The organism is Mucilaginibacter sp. P4_C11, assembly GCF_056402115.1.
The window spans coordinates 1-19,751 of sequence record NZ_JBFUIA010000053.1; the positions used below are offsets into that span (position 1 = coordinate 1).

Consider the following 19,751-nt stretch of genomic DNA (forward strand, 5'->3'; position numbering starts at 1 on the left):
TAGGGGCCTTTGCCCGCTATGGTTCGACAAGCTCACCATGACAGCCCTTTTCACGATGTCATTGCCTTCAGCGTTTCCCCAAATTTTACCACCCACAATAACGCGTGGATATATTTCATTAGAAGTATAAATACATTAATAAACCAAATTTAGACAGCTTCTGAGAGAACAAGAAGACTTCAGGCAATGTGTTGCCGTTTGAAAATGGAGTTAACAGGTTTGCGGTATAATGAAGGATAAAAACGAGAAAGAACTTGATAACCAATAGTTTATAATCAAGGTATTGTCCCCGTATTACTGCCTTTGATACGGCAATAAAATTGACGTTTAAAAAAATAAATTTTAAAACAATTTCGTCGGATTTTGTTTTATTTGCTGACTAATTGCCGATGCTTTATTGTACCTGAAAAATATTTTCTTTTTAAATATTTTAGCCTTAACTGTTTAGAAATTTACTGTCGCTTTTTTATCTTTACTATAACGGATTTAACCATATGTGGCTTCCCGTTGTTTATGTAACAGCTATTTTAAATAAACTGATCACAATTAAACTCTTCACATGAAGGACGACATTTTAGAAAACATCTTGAATGAAACCGGCGTTACACAAGCTGACACCGACACCCTTGACCTTAAAGAATTACTTAAAGTGCTGTCGCTTGTTAAAGGAGGCAGGCTTAATGTGCGCATGCCGGTAACCCAGGCGGGTATCAACGGCCGCATTTGCGAAGTGCTCAACGACATTATCGACATGAATGAGCGTTTTGTAGCCGAGATATCTGCTGCGGAAAAAACCATTGGTAAACGGGGCAACCTGGGCAAACGTATCGAACTGTCGGATGCTAAAGGTGAGTGGGCAAGCGGTGTAAATTCATTAAACAACCTCATCGAAGATCTTACTTCGCCTACGTTAGAAATTGCGGGGATGATTAACTCCGTTGCCAACGGAGATTTATCTAAACATATCCCATTAGAGATAAAAGGCCATCCGCTAAAAGGGGAGTTCCTGCGGATAGCCAAGGAATCAAACCAGATGCTTTCCAAACTCCAGCTGTTCTCCATGGAGGTAACCCGGGTAGCCCGGCAGGTAGGCTCGGAAGGTAAACTGGGCGAGCAGGCCAAAATTAAAGGCGTAGCGGGCGTATGGGCCGAACTTACCGACTCGGTAAACCAGATGGCTGGTAACTTAACGGCCCAGGTGCGTAACGTGGCTGCTGTAACCACGGCTGTAGCCAAGGGCGACCTTTCCCGAAAGATCACGGTAGAGGCCAAAGGAGAGATCCTGGAGTTAAAAAACACCATCAATACCATGGTGGATCAGCTCAACTCCTTCTCGTCCGAAGTAACCCGTGTGGCGCTCGAGGTAGGTACCGAGGGTAAGCTGGGCGGGCAGGCCAAGGTGCCGGGTGTTGCAGGTACCTGGAAAGACTTAACAGATTCTGTAAACCGTATGGCGGGTAATCTTACCTCGCAGGTACGTAATATAGCCGGTGTAACCACTGCGGTGGCCAATGGCGACCTTTCTAAAAAAATTACGGTTGACGTAAAAGGCGAAATGCTGGAGCTGAAAAAAACCATCAATACCATGGTGGATCAGCTCAACTCCTTCGCGTCCGAAGTAACGCGTGTGGCGCTCGAGGTAGGTACCGAAGGTAAACTGGGCGGCCAGGCCCGTGTAAAAGGTGTAGGTGGTGTATGGAAAGACCTGACCGACTCGGTAAACCAGATGGGAAGTAACCTAACCGACCAGGTACGTAATATTGCGGGTGTAACCACAGCCGTGGCCAAGGGCGACCTTTCGCGAAAAATTACGGTGGATGCCAAAGGCGAGTTGCTGGAATTGAAAAATACCATCAATACGATGGTGGATCAGCTTAACTCCTTCTCTTCGGAGGTTACGCGTGTAGCCCGCGAGGTGGGCTCCGAAGGTCAGTTAGGTGGCCAGGCTAATGTACCGGGCGTAGGCGGTACCTGGAAGGATTTGACCGACTCGGTAAACCAGATGGCGGGCAACCTAACCGGGCAGGTACGTAACATTGCCGAGGTAACCACCGCGGTGGCCAAAGGCGATTTATCCAAAAAAATAACGGTTGACGTACAGGGCGAGATGTTGGAACTGAAGATCACCATCAATACCATGGTGGATCAGTTGAATTCTTTCGGATCGGAAGTAACACGTGTGGCCCGTGAGGTAGGCTCGGAAGGACAGCTGGGCGGCCAGGCCAATGTGCCGGGCGTAGGCGGTACCTGGAAGGATTTAACCGACTCGGTAAATAAAATGGCCGATAACCTTACCTCGCAGGTACGTAACATAGCCGAGGTAACCACTGCGGTGGCCAAGGGCGACCTTTCCCGGAAAATTACGGTAAATGCAAAGGGTGAGTTGTTAGAGCTTAAAGATACCATCAACACCATGGTTGACCAGTTGCGCGGTTTTGCATCCGAAGTAACCCGCGTGGCCCGTGAAGTAGGTTCCGAGGGTCAATTAGGTGGCCAGGCCAACGTGCCGGGTGTGGATGGTACCTGGAAGGATTTGACCGACTCGGTAAATAAAATGGCCGGCAACCTTACCGCGCAGTTAAGAAATATTGCCGACGTATCGATTGCGATTGCAAACGGCGACTTATCTAAAAAAATTACGGTAGACGTTAGGGGCGAGATCCTGCAGTTGAAAGAAACCATTAACACGATGGTTGATCAGTTGCGTGGTTTTGCATCCGAAGTAACGCGGGTGGCACGGGAGGTAGGTACCGATGGTAACCTTGGCGGCCAGGCCTTTGTGCCGGGCGTTGCGGGTACCTGGAAAGATTTGACCGACTCGGTAAACCAGATGTCGAGTAACTTAACATCGCAGGTACGTAACATTGCCGAGGTAACCAAAGCGGTGGCCAGCGGCGACCTTTCAAAAACAGTTATTATCGACGTAAAGGGCGAGATCATGGACCTTAAAAACACCATCAACACGATGGTGGATCAGCTTAACTCCTTCGCATCCGAAGTAACGCGTGTTGCCCGTGAAGTAGGTACCGAAGGTAAGCTTGGGGGCCAGGCGCACGTAAAAGGTGTGGCCGGTACCTGGAAAGACTTAACTGACTCGGTAAACCAAATGGCATCCAACCTTACCGGGCAAATTCGTGGTATTGCCAAGGTGGCTACCGGTATTGCCAAAGGGAACCTGAAACAACGCCTGTCCATCAACGCTTTAGGCGAGGTGGCCCAGCTTACAGATACCATTAACGAAATGATTGATACCCTGGCGGTATTTGCCGATGAGGTAACCACCGTAGCCCGCGAGGTAGGTGTGCAGGGCCGTTTGGGCGGCCAGGCTAGTGTACCGGGCGCTTCCGGAACCTGGAAAGATTTGACCGAAAACGTAAATCAGCTGGCCCAAAACCTTACCGTACAGGTGCGCTCCATATCCGAAGTAGCCTCGGCGGTAACCAAGGGTGACCTTACCCGTACCATACGCGTGGAGGCCAAAGGCGAGCTGGAAGCTTTGAAGGATACCATTAACCAGATGATTGCCAACCTGAAAGGGACAACCTTACGTAACCACGAGCAGGATTGGCTGAAATCAAACCTGGCTAAATTTGCGCAGATGCTTCAGGGACAGCGCGACAGGAACGCGGTGGCCAACAAAGTATTATCGGAGCTTGCCGAACTGGTGAATGCCCGTTACGGCGCGTTTTATATACTGGAGCAGCCCGAGGCCGCGGACGAACCCAAACTGAAACTTTTTGCGGGCTATGCGCAAAAGAGCCGCAAACTCATTAACCAGGAATTTTCGCTTAGCGAGGGGCTGGTAGGGCAGTGCGCTACAGATAAGGAAAGGATAAGGCTTGCCAATGTACCAAACGAATATTTACAGATCAGTTCGGGTATAGGCAATGCCGCACCTATCGACCTGGTGATATTGCCGGTACTTTTTGAAAACAATGTAAAAGCGGTTATCGAGCTGGCATCTTTTGAAAACTTCAGCGATACCCACATCGACTTCCTGGATCAGCTTACCGAAAGTATCGGTATCGTGTTGAACAATATCGAAACCAATACCCGTACGGAGGAATTGTTAAGCCAATCGCAGTCATTAGCCAGTGAGCTTTCGGCACAGCAGGAAGAGTTAAGAAGGGCGAACGACGAGCTGCATGATAAAGGCCGCTCGTTAGAGGAAAAGGCCGAGCAGTTGACGCTTACCTCCAAATACAAGTCGGAGTTCCTGGCCAACATGTCGCATGAGTTGCGCACACCGCTTAATAGCTTATTGATATTGGCCCAGCAGCTGTTTGAAAATCCGGAAGGTAACCTTACAGAAAAGCAGCGGATGTTTGCCAAAACCATCCATTCATGCGGGGATGACCTTATCCAGCTGATTAATGATATCCTCGATTTGTCGAAGATTGAATCGGGTGTAATAGCGGCCGATGTAATGCCGGTTAGCTTTAAAGAGATAGCCTCATTTGCCGAATCAACCTTTAAACCAATCTCCGAGGCTAAAAACCTGAAATTTGAGATCGAAGTAGAGGAAACCCTGCCCGAAATGATGGAGACAGATATGCAGCGCCTTAACCAGATCCTCAAAAACCTGCTCTCCAATGCGTTTAAATTCACCGAAAAAGGTCGGGTTAAACTCCATATTTTCCGCCCGTCGGCGGGACACGAAAACCCTATTGGCCTGCCTGGCGAAGTCATTGCCTTCTCTATTGAGGATTCCGGCATCGGTATTTCTAAAAATACGCAGGGGATCATTTTTGAGGCCTTTCAGCAGGCCGAAGGTTCAACCAGCCGTAAATATGGTGGTACCGGCCTTGGCTTATCCATCAGTAAAGGCTTTGCCGAACTGTTAGGCGGAACGATTACCGTGGGCAGCGAGTTGGGCAAAGGCAGTACATTTACACTTTACCTGCCGCTGAAATATAAAGAAGAAAAAACACCTGTGGTGAAAATCAAGGAGAACCTTTCGGTATCGCACCTGCGTACCAGCTTGGCCGAAACAGCCGAAATGGTAATAGATGATGACCGCCACAACATAGTAGCCGAAGATAAGGTGTTGCTGGTTGTTGAGGACGATCTTCGGTTTACCAAAATCCTGATAGATAAAGCCCACGATATGGGTATAAAAGTGCTGGTGGCCATAAGTTACCTCGAGATTTTTGATAACATTATCAAATACAACCCGATTGCCATCACGCTTGATGTAAACATGCCAGAATCAAACGGATGGAAGATTCTGAAATTGTTGAAGAGCGATATCAACTTAAGGCATATACCGGTGCATGTAATCTCGGGAGAGGATAACAGGGTAATGGCGCATAAGCTTGGCGCCAAATCATTTAGCCTGAAACCGCTTTCAAATACATCGTTACAGGATTTAATTACAGGCATAGTAAGCTTCCACGAGCATTCCAAAAAACGGGTGCTGGTGATAGAGGATAACGAGAGTGAGCTTAGCAGGCTCTCTGAATTGTTATCAAGTGATAGGGTAGAGGTTGTGGGTGCCGTTACAGCTAAAAAAGCACTGTCGATACTTAAAAAGGAGATGTTTGATTGTATCATTATGGATTTTGTACTGCCCGATGCAAACGGCCTGGACCTGATCAATAAGATAAACCTGTTAAAACAACAGCAAACCACCATCCTGCTGCATTCTGCAAGGGATTTTACGCAGGACGAACTTATTCAGCTTAAACGCCTTAATCATAAAATCATCACTAAAACTCCATCGTCTCATGTTTACCTTTTAGAGGAGATATTGGTATTGCTGCACGTTGATAAAAAATATATCAGCGAGAGCAAGCTGAAAATGATTGATAGCGTGCGCACCCAGGCCGATGTGCTTGATGGCAAAAAAGTACTGGTTGTCGATGACGATGTGCGCAACCTGTTTGCTTTAACAGCGGTATTTGAGCGATCAAAAATAGAAGCGATCACTGCCGAGAGCGGCCGCGAAGCACTGGAAATATTAAATAAGGACAAAACAATTGACATCGTGCTGATGGATATTATGATGCCGGAAATGGATGGGTACGAAACGATACAGATCATCCGCAAAGAAGCACGAAACAAAAACCTGCCAATAATAGCAGTTACGGCCAAAGCCATGATTGGCGACAGGCAAAAATGTATCGCTTCGGGTGCATCAGATTATATCACCAAGCCGGTAAAAACCGATCAGTTGCTGTCGCTGATGCGGGTATGGCTCATTAAATAATTATATCGATAACAAAGTACTTATACGCTAAAAATGGACGATACCAGTATCATTAAGATTCTGTTGGTTGATGATAACGAAAATAATTTACTATCGATGAGGGTAGTGCTGGAAAAAGATCAGTATGCTTTTTCCAGTGCTACCTCCGGGCGCGAAGCACTCCGTATCCTGCTGAAGGAGGATGATTTTTCGCTCATCCTGCTGGATGTAAAGATGCCGATGATGGATGGCTATGAAACCGCCGAACTTATTTATCAGCGGGACAAGCTGCGGCACATTCCCATTATTTTTATAACGGCGCATGATTACGAAGAAGCTGCCGTGTTTAAGGGTTACAAAGCCGGTGCAGTAGATTTTGTGCGAAAGCCGTTTAACCCGGAGATCCTGCGGTCGAAAGTGGCTGTGTTTACCGAATTGTATCAGAAGAACAGGTTACTGAAGCAGCAGGAAGAAAAACTGCAGCTGATTAATAACGACCTTATTCAGCTTAACCAGGAACTGGAACAGCGCGTGCTTGAACGCACCATCGCACTGGAGAACCTGAACCATGAGCTAAAGGCCCTTAACCTATCAAAAGATAAATTCCTGTCGGTTATCTCGCATGACCTGCGCAACCCTTTAACCTCGTTGCTCGCCTCGTCAGAAAACTTGAAAAGAGATGCCGATAAGCTGAAACCAGAGCAGATTAAACTGTTATCGGGTATCATCAATCGCACTTCGAACAAAATATTAAGCCAGTTGAATGAACTGGTTGAATGGGCCAAAAATCAACGCGAAAAAACAAGTTTCCAGCCCGTAAAACTACACCTGCCCCATGGCATTAATGAATCGCTTGACCTGTTACGCGAAACGGCTAATCAAAAAGACATCAGCCTTGAAAATGAAGTTGACGAAGATATTTACATTACGGCTGATACCCTGATGTTTCGCTCCGTGTTGCAAAACCTGGTAACCAATGCTATTAAATACACACCACACGGTGGCGGCGCTGTAAAAGTTTCTGCCTGTATATCAGGCGACATGGTCGAGATATGTATACGCGATAATGGCGTAGGGATGGCCGAAAATACGAAGGCCATGCTTTTTGGCAGTAGCGGCCAAACGTCCATTTTAGGAACCAATATGGAAAAAGGCAGCGGACTGGGCCTTTTACTGGTAAAGGATTTTATAACTGCCCACGGAGGCACCATTAATGTAGATACCGAGGTAGACAAAGGCACCTGTTTCCGTTTTACCTTACCACATTTTACAGAACCACCGGAGTTGTAAAATGGGAGCAATAGTTAGATCTGTTTGATTTTTATTTCACTTCATGTTTTTTATCAATATGGGCGTTTCACCATAGTTTGCTGACACCCACATTACTCCGCCGGAAAAGACCAATGAACTAATGAACCAGTAAACCAATGAACCAACACACAAACGTTTGTGTAAGGCCGATCAAAAACCATTTGTTATTTTAAATTTGTGGCACGGCAGGCTTGCTGTAATAGTATTAAGTTATTAGTACTAAGTTTTGAGTCGAAAGTTAGATTTATTCATTTTGACTCAGGACTAAGGACTTAAGGCTATCCGTCACCACACGATTAACATATAAATAGTTTACATCACACATGAAAAAAACGTTCCTCTTATTTCTTTTCATCCTATTGGCAGGGCTTGCAGGTGCGCAGCAAAAGCATGTTTTTTCGTTAAGCAAAACCGATTTTTTGCTTGATGGCAAACCATTCCAGATCATCAGCGGTGAAATGCATCCGGCAAGGATTCCTAAAATCTACTGGCGCCAGCGCATCCAAATGGCCAAAGCCATGGGTTGTAATACCATTGCCGCTTACGTTTTCTGGAACTACCTGGAACATCAGCCGGGGGTATTCGATTTTACGACCGAAAACAGGAATATTGCCGAATTTATCAGCATGTGTAAACAAGAGGGCATGTGGGTACTGTTGCGCCCCGGTCCGTACGTTTGTGCCGAGTGGGATTTTGGCGGCCTGCCACCATACCTCTTAAAAATTCCCGATATTAAAATACGGTGCATGGATCCCCGCTATATGGCGGCGGTAACCAGGTACGTGACTGCGTTGTCGCAACAGGTAAAGGGCCTGCAATGTACCAGCGGCGGCCCGATACTGATGGTACAGGTCGAAAACGAATACGGCAGCTATGCTAATGACCGGGATTATATTAAAGCGCTTAAAAAACTTTGGGTTACCAATGGCATCAACGTGCCATTTTATACTGCTGATGGCCCGACCGCTTTTATGTTGGAGGCAGGCGGTGTTGACGGTGCAGCTATTGGCTTAGATAGCGGCAGCAGTGATGCCGATTTTGACCAGGCTGCCAAGCAAAACCCCAATGTTCCGGCCTTTAGCAGCGAATCGTATCCCGGCTGGTTAACGCACTGGACAGAAAAATGGCAAAAGCCAGGTACTGATGGCATTGTGAAAGAGGTAACTTACTTACTTGAACACAAACGTTCTTTCAACTTGTATGTGGTACATGGCGGTACCAACTTTGGCTATAATGCGGGAGCAAACGCATTTAGCCCCACCCAGTTTCAGCCCGATGTTACCAGTTACGATTATGATGCGCCTGTAAATGAGCAGGGAGCACCAACGCCCAAATACTTTGCGCTACGCAATTTGATTTCAAAATATGTGAAATACAAAATACCAGAGGTTCCAAAATCGATACCAACAGTCGAAATACCGGCTTTTGATATGGTGCCTTTTACTACCGTTTGGAAAGAATTGCCTGCGGCTGTTAAATCGCCACAACCGGTACCCATGGAAGCTCTGGGCCAGTATAGCGRCTTTATATTGTACCGCACAAAACTTATTGGCCATAAAAGCGGCAGCCTAACCATAACCGAGCCGCATGATTACGCACTTGTTTTATTAAATGGCAAACTGGTTGATACCATTTATCGCGATGGCGGCAAGTGGACTATCAAACTGCCAAAATCGGATGTAAAAAATCCGCAACTGGACATCCTGGTAGAGAACATGGGCCACATAAACTTTGCACAATACATGATTGACCGCAAGGGCATTACCGACCGCGTTACTCTCAATGGAATGACGCTTACCAACTGGCAGATTTTTAAGCTTCCTATGGACGAAAAATTCATAGCCTCATTGCCCAATAAATATCCCGAAGGATTCCATGATGGTGTATACTTTAAAGGCGGCTTTGAATTAAGCAAAGTGGCCGATACGTATCTTGATCTTAGTAACTTTAAAAAAGGAGTTATTTGGGTAAACGGCCACAACCTGGGCCGGTACTGGAATGTTGGTCCTCAGTTCCACTTGTATTGCCCGGCAAACTGGTTGCTTAAAGGGAAAAACAGTGTAACTGTATTTGATATGCACCAGGAAACCAAAACCACCATTAAAGGAGTAAATACGCTGGAATAACCTTAAACAAAACACCCAATATTTGCACAGCTTGCCCCGAATTGATTAGGAGCAAGCTGTTTTTATTTATGGGATAGCCATATCCACGTGAAGATTTATTGAGTGTATTTAAAGTCACAACAGGATGGTTGTGGTGCGGAAAATATCTGTAAAATACCGTAAAAACACCTATTGTATATATTAATCATTATCAGAACTTTACTACTGCAAACAATAGCTCCTAAACACTAAACATAATTAATATGGCGGTCAAATTGGTTTACCGGTACTTAAGGGGATACACCCTTGATCCGGGCTTTTCAACTCAGCTGGATACCATGAAATTTAACCAGACTACCTACCGGGTACTATGGGAAAATTTGGATAAGCCCGAAAATGCAGGGCCAACCGGCGAATACTTTGAAGTGATAGACATCGACCCGCCAAGCAATTGTTATTATGAGCCGATAAACCTGGATTCGGTAGAAGTTCTATCGCAAAACGGCTTAACCCCAAGCGAAGGCAATCCGCAATTTCATCAGCAGTTTGTGTACACAATTGCCATGAAAACCCTGGAGTACTTTGAACAATCATTGGGCCGGAAATTAATCTGGAACTCGCGCATCGTTAAAGATCCCCAGGGAAACCCTGTAAAAGGTAAAAACGGCCGGCCTATCGAAAGCTATGTTCAGCGCATACGTTTGTACCCGCACGCGTTCAGGGCTGCCAATGCCTATTATACTACCGAGAAAAAAGCCATCCTGTTTGGCTATTTTAAAGCAGCGCAGCAAATACAGGGGGCCAATTTTCCAAACGGGGCAGTATTTGCGTGTCTCTCGCCAGATATCGTATCGCATGAGGTTACCCACGCGCTTTTAGATAGTATTCACCCCCGGTTTATCGAAAACACAAATCCCGATGTGCCGGCTTTTCATGAAGCCTTTGCCGATATTGTTGCGTTATTACAACGGTTTACCATTAATGAATTGGTAATTAACCAGTTTTCAAAATCTGATGGCAGTTTAGATAAGTTTACTTTCCTGGGCGAACTGGCCACTCAATTTGGCAACGCCATGGCGCACGGCAGGGGGGCCTTACGCAGCGCCATAGGCGGCACTGATAAAGACGGAATCTGGAAACGAAGTAAGCCCGACCCTACGCTTTACCAAACCCGAACCGAGGCACATGAGTTAGGATCGGTACTGGTATCTACTTTTTTTGATGCCCTCATCAAGATTTATAATTTTAAAACCCAGGATTTAATCAGGATAGCTACAAATGGCTCGGGTGTATTGCCCCAGGGCGTACTACAGCTTGATTTGGCTACAAGGCTTGCGCAGGAAGTATGCGAAATAGCCCAGCATTTAATGAAGGTAGCAATCCGCGCACTGGATTACTGCCCGCCGGTTGACATTACATTTGGCGAGTATTTGCGTGCCCTGGTTACCGCTGATATTGATTTTGCACCCGGCGATGACAATAATTACCGCATAGCACTTATAGATGCTTTCAGGAGTTGGGGCATATTTCCCGATCATGTAAATACTTTTTCGGAAGAGAGCCTGAGATGGTGTACGCCCGATAATTTTGGGCCATTGGACCGGAACAGTCTTGGGAAAATGGCCGTTTTTTTAAGGGATAAAGTACGAACGCTATCCAACCTGGCCGATCGTAAAGAAATTTATACACAATCAAAAGTTATACAGGCCGCTTTCCACGATTTTTTGGTTGGTAAGCCTCAAAAAAATCACAGCAATACGCCCTCGGCTATCTTATCCGGCCCCGAATTGGAAAGCCTGTTGCCTAAGCTGGGCTTAAGCACCACTGTAATTGGGTATAAAGAACTGGATGGCGTTAAATTAAAACAGGAACGGACAAGCGGCATGCTGCCTATTGAAATCCATAAAATAAGGCCTGCTTACCGTTTAGGCCGCGACGGAATGATATTGGAACAGGTAATAGTAACCATAACCCAATCAACAACCATATTAATTGAAACAGGTAGGGTTGATTTAAAAACAGGCAGCCCACTTGTTGACAGAATGAAATTCAGGGGCGGTTGTACTATTGTTTTTAATATGGCCGAGGATTTTAAGGTTAATTACCTGGTTACAAAAAATATAGCCAGCCAGGACAGGTTTACCAAGCAGCTTGCATATCAGCAAGGTAAAGACGACGCGGCCCTTTCGTTTTCCGATTCGATGTACGATGACGATAACGGGTTTAGTACTATAAATTTTGCCAATTTACATTTTCATTAAAACCTTATCATGAGTAACCTTAGCGTAAATATAAAAATGTTCCAGGTTGGCGAACTTGGAGATTGCTTCCTGTTAAAATTTAAAAAAGACGGGAGCGAAAGTTCGGTATTAATTGATTGCGGCTCGTTTCGCAATTCAGATAAATCTGAGCAAAGGCTTCAAACTATAGCCGGGTTTATTAAGGATGATTTGGAGGGTAAGCCCCTTGATGTTGTAGTGGGTACGCACCAGCATAATGATCACCTGTCGGGATATGTACACGCTTTCGATATTTTCCAGCAAACAGGTATCAATAACGTGTGGCTATCGTGGCTTGATGATCCGAAAGATGAACAAGCCGGCAAAATTGCTGCCGGGCAACGTAAAGTGACCGACAACCTCCAAAAAATTGTGGCCGAACTTGCAAAAAATAATAACGAAAGCCACTCGCTTGCTTCCAGCCGCATCAGTGATGTTTTGGGTTTTTATCTGGCAGCCGATGATGCTGAAGTACCAAAAGCCGAAAAGAAAGTAAAACGTCCGCCGGTAGTGCCGCAAATGGGTATTGATAATTTACGCAAACTGGGTAAAACCATATCTTACCTGTCGCCGGGTTCTGTATTGGATTTGCCCGCCCTGCCTCAAAACTCGGTTAAGGTTTATGTACTGGGGCCGCCAAGAAATAGCAATTTGCTGTTTGATATTAATCCCAATAAGGATGAAACTTACGACACTAAACTTGCCGCAATAAGTAACCTTGCCGAAGGCTATCTATCGGCGATGAAAAATTTTACAGGCGGGCCGGTGGATTCGGATGAGGGAAATTTTCCGTTCGACAAAAAGCACGATAGAAAACTGACATCAAAGTTGTTTTCGAAAGAATATCAGATGAAAAAAAATGCCTGGCGCACCATAGACGACGAGTGGCTTGACCAGGCCGAGCGCTTATCCCTTTACCTGGATACTTACACCAACAACAGTAGCCTGGTACTGGCTTTTGAACTGGTTGATAGCGGTAAAGTTTTATTATTTGTTGGTGATGCCCAAACCGGCAACTGGCTTTCATGGGAAGATATTAAATGGGATAAAGACAAAGTAAAGCCAGGTTTTACTTTAGATTTTCTGTTGAATAATACTGTTTTATATAAAGTAGGGCACCATTGCAGCCATAACGCCACCCTGAAAGAATATCTTGACGATAAGATCATCCATAAAGACCTTGTAGCCATGATTCCTGTTGATCGTACTGACCCAAATATCACCAAGAATAACGGTTGGAAAATGCCGGCGGTAAATCTTTATAAAAAGCTAAAAGAAAATACGCAAAACCGCGTGCTGGTAATGGATATTGGCTATGACCCTGATTGCGACCCGGATGGCCAGGCCAAAGAAGCATGGGCTAAAGTGCCTTTTAAGCCAGTGTACAACCAACAGAAGTTTTACATAGAATATGAGGTTCACAGTGATGCAAATTAATCATAGATAAGTTGTTTTATACGTAAAAAAACGATTTGTAATCATCTAATCAAACAAATCTTTCATTCCTACTGTAACAATATAGCCCGCTTAGGCATCTATATTGAAACTATATCCGAATTTAGCGGCCGCTTTGCCGTGCGCGGTGGTGTTGATGATTTAATTTATAATGATGTTGCTTATCCTGTCTTCCAAAAAAATCCAAACAAAACGTTTTTTTAATGCCCTGTCTTTATTGCCGGCCATTGTTTTAGTAACCGCATCGTGTGGTAATAAAAATAAGCAGGCCGCCGGCCAGGCACAACAGGTGTTGGATTACAAAGTAGTGCAGGTTCAACCGCGCCAGGCCACGTTGAATGTTGATTACCCTGCCAGTATACAGGGGCAGCAAAATATCGAAATAAGGCCGAAGGTTGATGGTTATGTTGAAAAAATTTATGTTGATGAAGGCGCCGTTGTAACCAAAGGGCAATTGCTTTTTAAAATTAATGCCCCGCAATATGAGCAGGAGGTGCGTACCGCCGAGGCTGGTATTAAAACCGCCGAAGCTGATCTTGCACTTGCCAAAATGCAAGTGAATAAGGTAAAACCACTGGTGGAGAAAGACATCATCAGCCACTATGAACTGGAATCGGCCGAGTATACGCAGCAATCAAAAGCGGCGGCGTTGGCCCAGGCTAAAGCGGCATTGGTAAATGCAAAAGTAAATTTAGGGTACACTACCATCACCAGCCCTGTGAATGGCGTTATAGGCGCGTTACCCTACAAATTGGGCAGCCTGGTAACCAGCAGCACAACCGACCCGCTAACCACGGTTTACAACACCTCAAATGTTTACGTATATTTTGCCATGAACGAAAAGCAACTGCTTGGTTTTAGTCGCGATAGTACAAATAAAACGTCTTTTAAAACCAAGCTAAGCCAGTTGCCCGCGGTTTCGCTGATATTGTCTGATGGTAGTACTTATGAGCATGCCGGTAAAGTTGAAACGGTGAACGGTTTAATTAATACAGCAACCGGTGCAGCCAACGTACGTGCTGATTTTGCAAACCCGCGCGGCCTTATCCGCAGTGGCAGCAGTGCGGTAGTACGCATCCCGAATGTTGTAAAATCGGCTTTACTGGTGCCCGAAAGCGCCACTTATGAATTGCAGGACAAACGTTTTGTTTACGTGGTTGATGATCAGCATAAAATAAAAAATGTAGCCATTAAAGTGATGGATAATACGGCCGGCCAGTTTTATGTAGTTACCGATGGCTTAAAGGCCGGCGATAAAATTGTGCTGGAAAGCTCGGGTAACCTGCAGGATGGTACCGAAATTAAGCCAAATGAAGTTAGCGCCGGTTCGGTTTACGGCGGCGTCAAATAATATCGTTTCTTATCCCTCAATTCATTTACAACAGCTATACTATGCTTAAAAAATTTATAGAACGCCCGGTACTATCCACCGTAATTTCGGTTTTGCTGGTAATACTGGGTATTTTAGGGTTAATAAACTTACCAATTTCGCAATACCCGGATATCGCACCACCTACTGTACAGGTAGAGGCCTTTTATAGCGGCGCCAACGCCGATGTGGTGCTCAAAAGTGTGATCATTCCGATGGAGGAGCAGATAAACGGGGTAGAGAACATGACCTACATGACTTCATCTGCCAGTAACGATGGTTCGGCATCAATCACCGTATATTTTAAGGTTGGCACCAATCCCGATCTGGCTGCGGTAAACGTACAGAACAGGGTATCAAGGGCTACAAGTTTGCTGCCATTGGTGGTTACGCAATCCGGTGTTACGGTAGCCAAAAGCCAAAGCAGTAACCTGATTATCTTTTCGTTATACAGCGAGAATAAAACTTACGACGAAACTTTTCTGCAAAATTACGCCAAAATAAACCTGGTGCCACAAATTCAGCGGGTCACCGGGGTTGGTAATGCCAACGTGTTTGGCTCAAAAGATTATTCTATGCGCATCTGGCTAAAACCCGATGTGATGTCGCGCTATAATCTTATACCTGATGATATTACCGAAGCGCTCAACGAGCAGAATATAGAGGCCGCCCCGGGCAAATTTGGCGAAAACAGCAAGCAATCCTTCCAGTATGTTATCCGCTATAAAGGCCGGCTAAAAACCGCCGCCGAATTTGGCGATATCATCATCAAATCGGTAGGTAACGGGCAGATGTTGCGCTTGAATGATGTGGCACGTGTTGAGTTGGGTTCGTTAGATTATTCTTTCGAGATACAAACCAACAGGTTGCCTTCGGTAGGGGTGGCTATCAGCCAAACAGCAGGGTCAAACGCCCGCGATGTGATCAATGAATCGAAAAAAATCCTGGAGGCCGCTGCCGAAAAATTCCCTAAGGGGATGAAAATAACTTACCTGGTTGATGCCAACAGTTTCCTTGATGCCTCGATAGAAAAGGTGATCAGTACATTGATAGAAGCATTTATCCTGGTATTTATAGTAGTGTTTGTGTTTTTGCAGGATTTTCGGTCAACGTTAATCCCGGCTATTGCGGTGCCCGTGGCTATTGTGGGTACCTTCTTTTTCCTTAACCTGTTTGGCTTCACTATTAACCTGCTTACCCTTTTTGCGCTGGTGCTGGCAATAGGCATTGTGGTAGATGACGCTATTGTAGTGGTAGAAGCTGTACACGCCAAGCTTGATCAGGGTTATAAATCGGCCCGGAAAGCATCTGTAGATGCTATGAACGAAATTTCGGGCGCTATCGTTTCCATCACGCTGGTTATGTCGGCGGTATTTTTACCCGTTACGTTTATTTCGGGCTCTACAGGCGTATTTTATAAGCAGTTTGGTATTACGCTGGCTGTAGCCATTTTGCTATCGGCTGTAAATGCCCTAACCTTAAGCCCGGCATTATGCGCACTGTTTTTAAAACCACATGAAAAAGGGACAAAGAAACATGGTTTCATCAATCATTTTTACGTGGTGTTTAATACCTCGTTTGATGCGGTAACCAATAAATATAAAAAATCGGTAAACTTTTTGGCCGGTCGCAAATGGATTGCCCTTGCGGCGGTGGTGGTGTTTTCGTCCATCCTGATTTACCTGGTTAAAACAACCCCATCCAGCTTTGTGCCTAATGAAGACCAGGGGACAGTGTTTGCTGCCATCAGCCTGCCGCCTGCCTCGTCAATGGAACGTACCGATGCGGTAGCCAATAAGATAGACAGTATTGGCCATACCATCCCATCGGTAGTTAATACGCTTAAATTGGTGGGCTTTAACTTTATCGCCGGCTCGGGCAGCGCCTACGCCATGGTGATCATGAAGCTGAAGGGCTGGGACCAACGTAAAGATAAAAGCCAAAGCCTGCAAAGTATTATCACCCAGCTTTCGGCAAAAACAAAAGACATGCGCGAGGCGAATGTGTTTTACTTTTCGCCGCCGACCTTACAGGGGTTTGGTAACAGCGACGGTTTTGAGTTTCAGCTACAGGATAAAGGCGGCCATACTGTTGATGAATTGTATAAGGTAAGTAATACCTTCCAGGCGGCATTAAAAAAACGTAAGGAGATCCAAAACCTTAACTCATCATTTAATCCAAACTTTCCGCAGTTCCAGGTAGATGTTAATGTAGCAAAATGTAAGGAGGCTGGTGTAACGGTAACAGGTGTATTAAATACCCTGCAAGGTTATTACGGCGGTTTATACGCCTCAAACTTTAATGAGTTTGGCAAGCAATACCGGGTTATGGTACAGGCAGATTATGATTACAGGGCCAACGAAATTGGCCTGAGTAAAATATTTGTACGCAACGCGGCTGGTGCCATGGCGCCAATAACATCGTTTATTACACTGAAAAGGGTATTTGGTCCCGAGTCTATTTCAAGGTTTAACTTATTTACGGCCATATCGGTTTCCGGCTCTCCAAATCCGGGGTACAGTACCGGTGATGCTATAAAGGCTATTAATGAAGTTGCCAAACAAACGCTGCCTGCCGGGTACGATTTTGAATTTTCGGGCCTTACCCGCGAAGAATTGAGCACCGGCACGCAATCGGCTTATATATTTATGCTTTGCCTGGTGTTTGTGTACTTTTTACTTAGTGCGCAATATGAAAGCTATATCCTGCCATTCGCAGTATTATTGTCGCTGCCTGTTGGCCTGGCCGGTACGTACCTGTTTGCCTGGATTTTTGATATCGGCAGTAACATTTACCTGCAAATTTCGCTCATTATGCTCATCGGTTTGCTGGCAAAGAACGCTATCCTGATTGTAGAATTTGCTTTAGAGCGACGCCGGGCAGGTATGGATTTAATACCCGCTGCCATTGCCGGTGCCGAAGCCCGTTTGCGCCCCATCCTGATGACGTCTTTTGCCTTCATATTTGGTATTATGCCATTGATGTTTTCGACAGGGGCCGGTGCAAATGGCAATAAATCCATAGGTACGGGCGCTGTAGGAGGGATGTTTGTGGGGACGGTATTTGGGGTGTTTGTAATCCCGATACTATTTATCATTTTCCAATCCCTGCAGGAAAAAGTTGGTCGTAAACCAAAACCCGAAGATGAAGATGATGAGGCGGAAGTAGTACCTGCCCGTTAATTTAGTAAAAGATATAAAATGAACAAACGGAGTTTCAAATATATATTGCCCTTTACGCTACTATTTAGCGTTATGCTATCATGTAAAGTAACCAAAACGTATAACCGGCCGGATATAGGCACAACCGGGCTTTACCGCGATGGGCAAACTAATGATACCACTACCATAGCGGCCATGCCCTGGCAAAAACTTTTTGCCGATACCATACTTAAATCACTGATACAGGAAGGGCTGAATAATAACCTTGACCTTAAAACCGCTGTTCAGCGGATACTGGAAGCGCAGGCCACATTGCAGCAAAGCAAAGCCGCGTTTTATCCGTCGTTAAGCGGCAACGTAGGTGTAACCCGGTCAAAACAATCATCAGCAGGCTTAAATTATCCTGCCGGTACAATTGTTAATACTTTAACTACCACTTACCAGGCCGGTTTAACAACCTCATGGGAGGCCGATGTTTGGGGTAAACTAAGCAGCACTAAACGTGCTGCGCTGGCTGTTTTTTTGCAAACCGATGCCGCTAAGCGGGCCGTGCAAACGCAATTGATTGCCGATATTGCCAATAATTATTTTACCCTGCTGGCATTGGACAGGCAGTTGGAAATTACTCTTGAAACGCTTAAAAATCGCATTAAAGACGTGGAAACCATGAAGGAGCTTAAGGCTGGTGCTGTGGTAACCGGGGCAGCGGTGGTGCAAAGTGAAGCCAACCGCTATGCCGCCGAAGTATCGATTCCCGATTTAAAGCGCAGTATCCGCGAAACCGAAAATGCTTTGGATATCCTGTTATCAAGGCCGCCGGGCGCGGTTAACCGTAGTAGTTTGGCCACCCAGAACATGGCCGCCGAATTACAGGCGGGCATCCCAACACAATTGCTCACTAACCGCCCGGATGTACAGCAAAGCGAGTACGCTTTCCGCGCTGCGTTTGAGAATACCAACGTGGCTAAAACGTATTTTTATCCATCGTTTACCATCACGGCATCAGGAGGCTTATCCACCTTACAGTTAAAAGACTTTTTTGTCAATTCTATATTTTACAACATAGCGGCAGGCTTAACCCAGCCCATTTTTAACCAGGGACTTAATAAAGCCCGTTTACGCACCGCGCAGGCGCAGCAGCAGGAAGCACTTAACAGCTTCCAGAAAACATTGCTGGTAGCAGGACAGGAGGTATCCAACGCTTTATATGCGCACCAAACCGCGCTTGAAAAACAGGATGCCCGCGGCAAGCAGATCATCGCTTTGCAAAAATCGGTTGAGTACACACAGGAGTTGTTAAGGTATAGCTCGGCCACCAATTATACCGATGTATTAACATCTGAACAAAACCTGCTGGCCGCACAGCTAAGCGGCGTTAACGACAGGCTACAGGAGCTACAGGCGGTAGTGAATTTATACCGAGCCTTAGGCGGCGGCTGGCGGTAATAGCAGGTGTATGTTATTTTGCAATACATTGTGGGTGTAAAAAGATACAACGGATAGTGGTTAACAACTTATTGTATTTACGGAAACCAATTTGTCATTGCGAGCGATAGCGTGGCAATCTCGTCGCCTGCCTTCCTCGCAAAGATGCACAGTTCTCGATTGCTTAATTTTTATGACGACGGTTGCTTAGGGCATTGATTTCTGCAACCCTTAAAACAAAAAAAGCTTCTTAAAAAGAAGCTCATTTTCATAGGTAGATGGTATATGATGATCAGGCAATGAAGCCCGTGAATTGCGATGTATCAGCCTGTTTATTACCAAGCAATTGATTGTGAATGGCCTTAAGTGTTATCACTTCCCTTGTAAATAAATCAACAATTGAATTCTTGATCTTTTTAACTTTCTTTCCGGTATTGATGTGTACTATCTGCATGATTT

The 19,751-nt window shown here is 45.4% G+C and carries 9 protein-coding genes; 8 read left to right on the top strand and 1 reads right to left on the bottom strand.

Annotated features, from left to right (window positions below):
• The first annotated feature begins 559 nt into the window (after positions 1-559).
• The 8 genes from AC1DU2_RS29080 (at position 560) to AC1DU2_RS29115 (ending at position 19,313) form a co-directional block, all read left to right on the top strand.
• Complete coding sequence (locus AC1DU2_RS29080; RefSeq protein WP_477388967.1) at positions 560-6,208, top strand: HAMP domain-containing protein; 5,649 nt, start codon at positions 560-562, stop codon at positions 6,206-6,208.
• Positions 6,209-6,241: 33 nt separating this feature from the next.
• Positions 6,242-7,477 (top strand): hybrid sensor histidine kinase/response regulator, encoded by a 1,236-nt coding sequence (locus tag AC1DU2_RS29085; protein ID WP_477388969.1) that lies wholly within the window; start codon positions 6,242-6,244, stop codon positions 7,475-7,477.
• A gap of 344 nt (positions 7,478-7,821) precedes the next feature.
• Positions 7,822-9,624, top strand: coding sequence for a beta-galactosidase (locus AC1DU2_RS29090; protein WP_477388971.1), 1,803 nt, complete (start codon positions 7,822-7,824; stop codon positions 9,622-9,624).
• 242 nt (positions 9,625-9,866) lie between these two features.
• Entirely contained in the window at positions 9,867-11,864 is a 1,998-nt protein-coding gene (locus tag AC1DU2_RS29095; protein ID WP_477388973.1) for a hypothetical protein, read from the top strand.
• A 9-nt stretch (positions 11,865-11,873) separates the two neighbouring features.
• On the top strand, positions 11,874-13,319 hold the full coding sequence (locus AC1DU2_RS29100; protein WP_477388974.1) for an MBL fold metallo-hydrolase: 1,446 nt from the start codon (positions 11,874-11,876) through the stop codon (positions 13,317-13,319).
• Between the two features lie 169 nt (positions 13,320-13,488).
• Positions 13,489-14,688 carry an efflux RND transporter periplasmic adaptor subunit gene (locus tag AC1DU2_RS29105; protein ID WP_477362163.1) on the top strand — a complete coding sequence of 400 codons (1,200 nt, stop codon included), beginning with the start codon at positions 13,489-13,491 and terminating at the stop codon, positions 14,686-14,688.
• 41 nt (positions 14,689-14,729) lie between these two features.
• Positions 14,730-17,888: an efflux RND transporter permease subunit gene (locus tag AC1DU2_RS29110; protein ID WP_477362165.1), complete on the top strand. Its 3,159-nt coding sequence runs from the start codon at positions 14,730-14,732 to the stop codon at positions 17,886-17,888.
• Positions 17,889-17,906: 18 nt separating this feature from the next.
• Complete coding sequence (locus AC1DU2_RS29115) at positions 17,907-19,313, top strand: efflux transporter outer membrane subunit (RefSeq protein WP_477388976.1); 1,407 nt, start codon at positions 17,907-17,909, stop codon at positions 19,311-19,313.
• Between the two features lie 271 nt (positions 19,314-19,584).
• Here AC1DU2_RS29115 and AC1DU2_RS29120 read toward each other — a convergent pair whose 3' ends face one another.
• Positions 19,585-19,746, bottom strand: a complete 162-nt coding sequence (locus AC1DU2_RS29120; RefSeq protein ID WP_477362169.1) for a hypothetical protein — start codon at positions 19,744-19,746, stop codon at positions 19,585-19,587.
• Positions 19,747-19,751 lie beyond the last annotated feature (5 nt).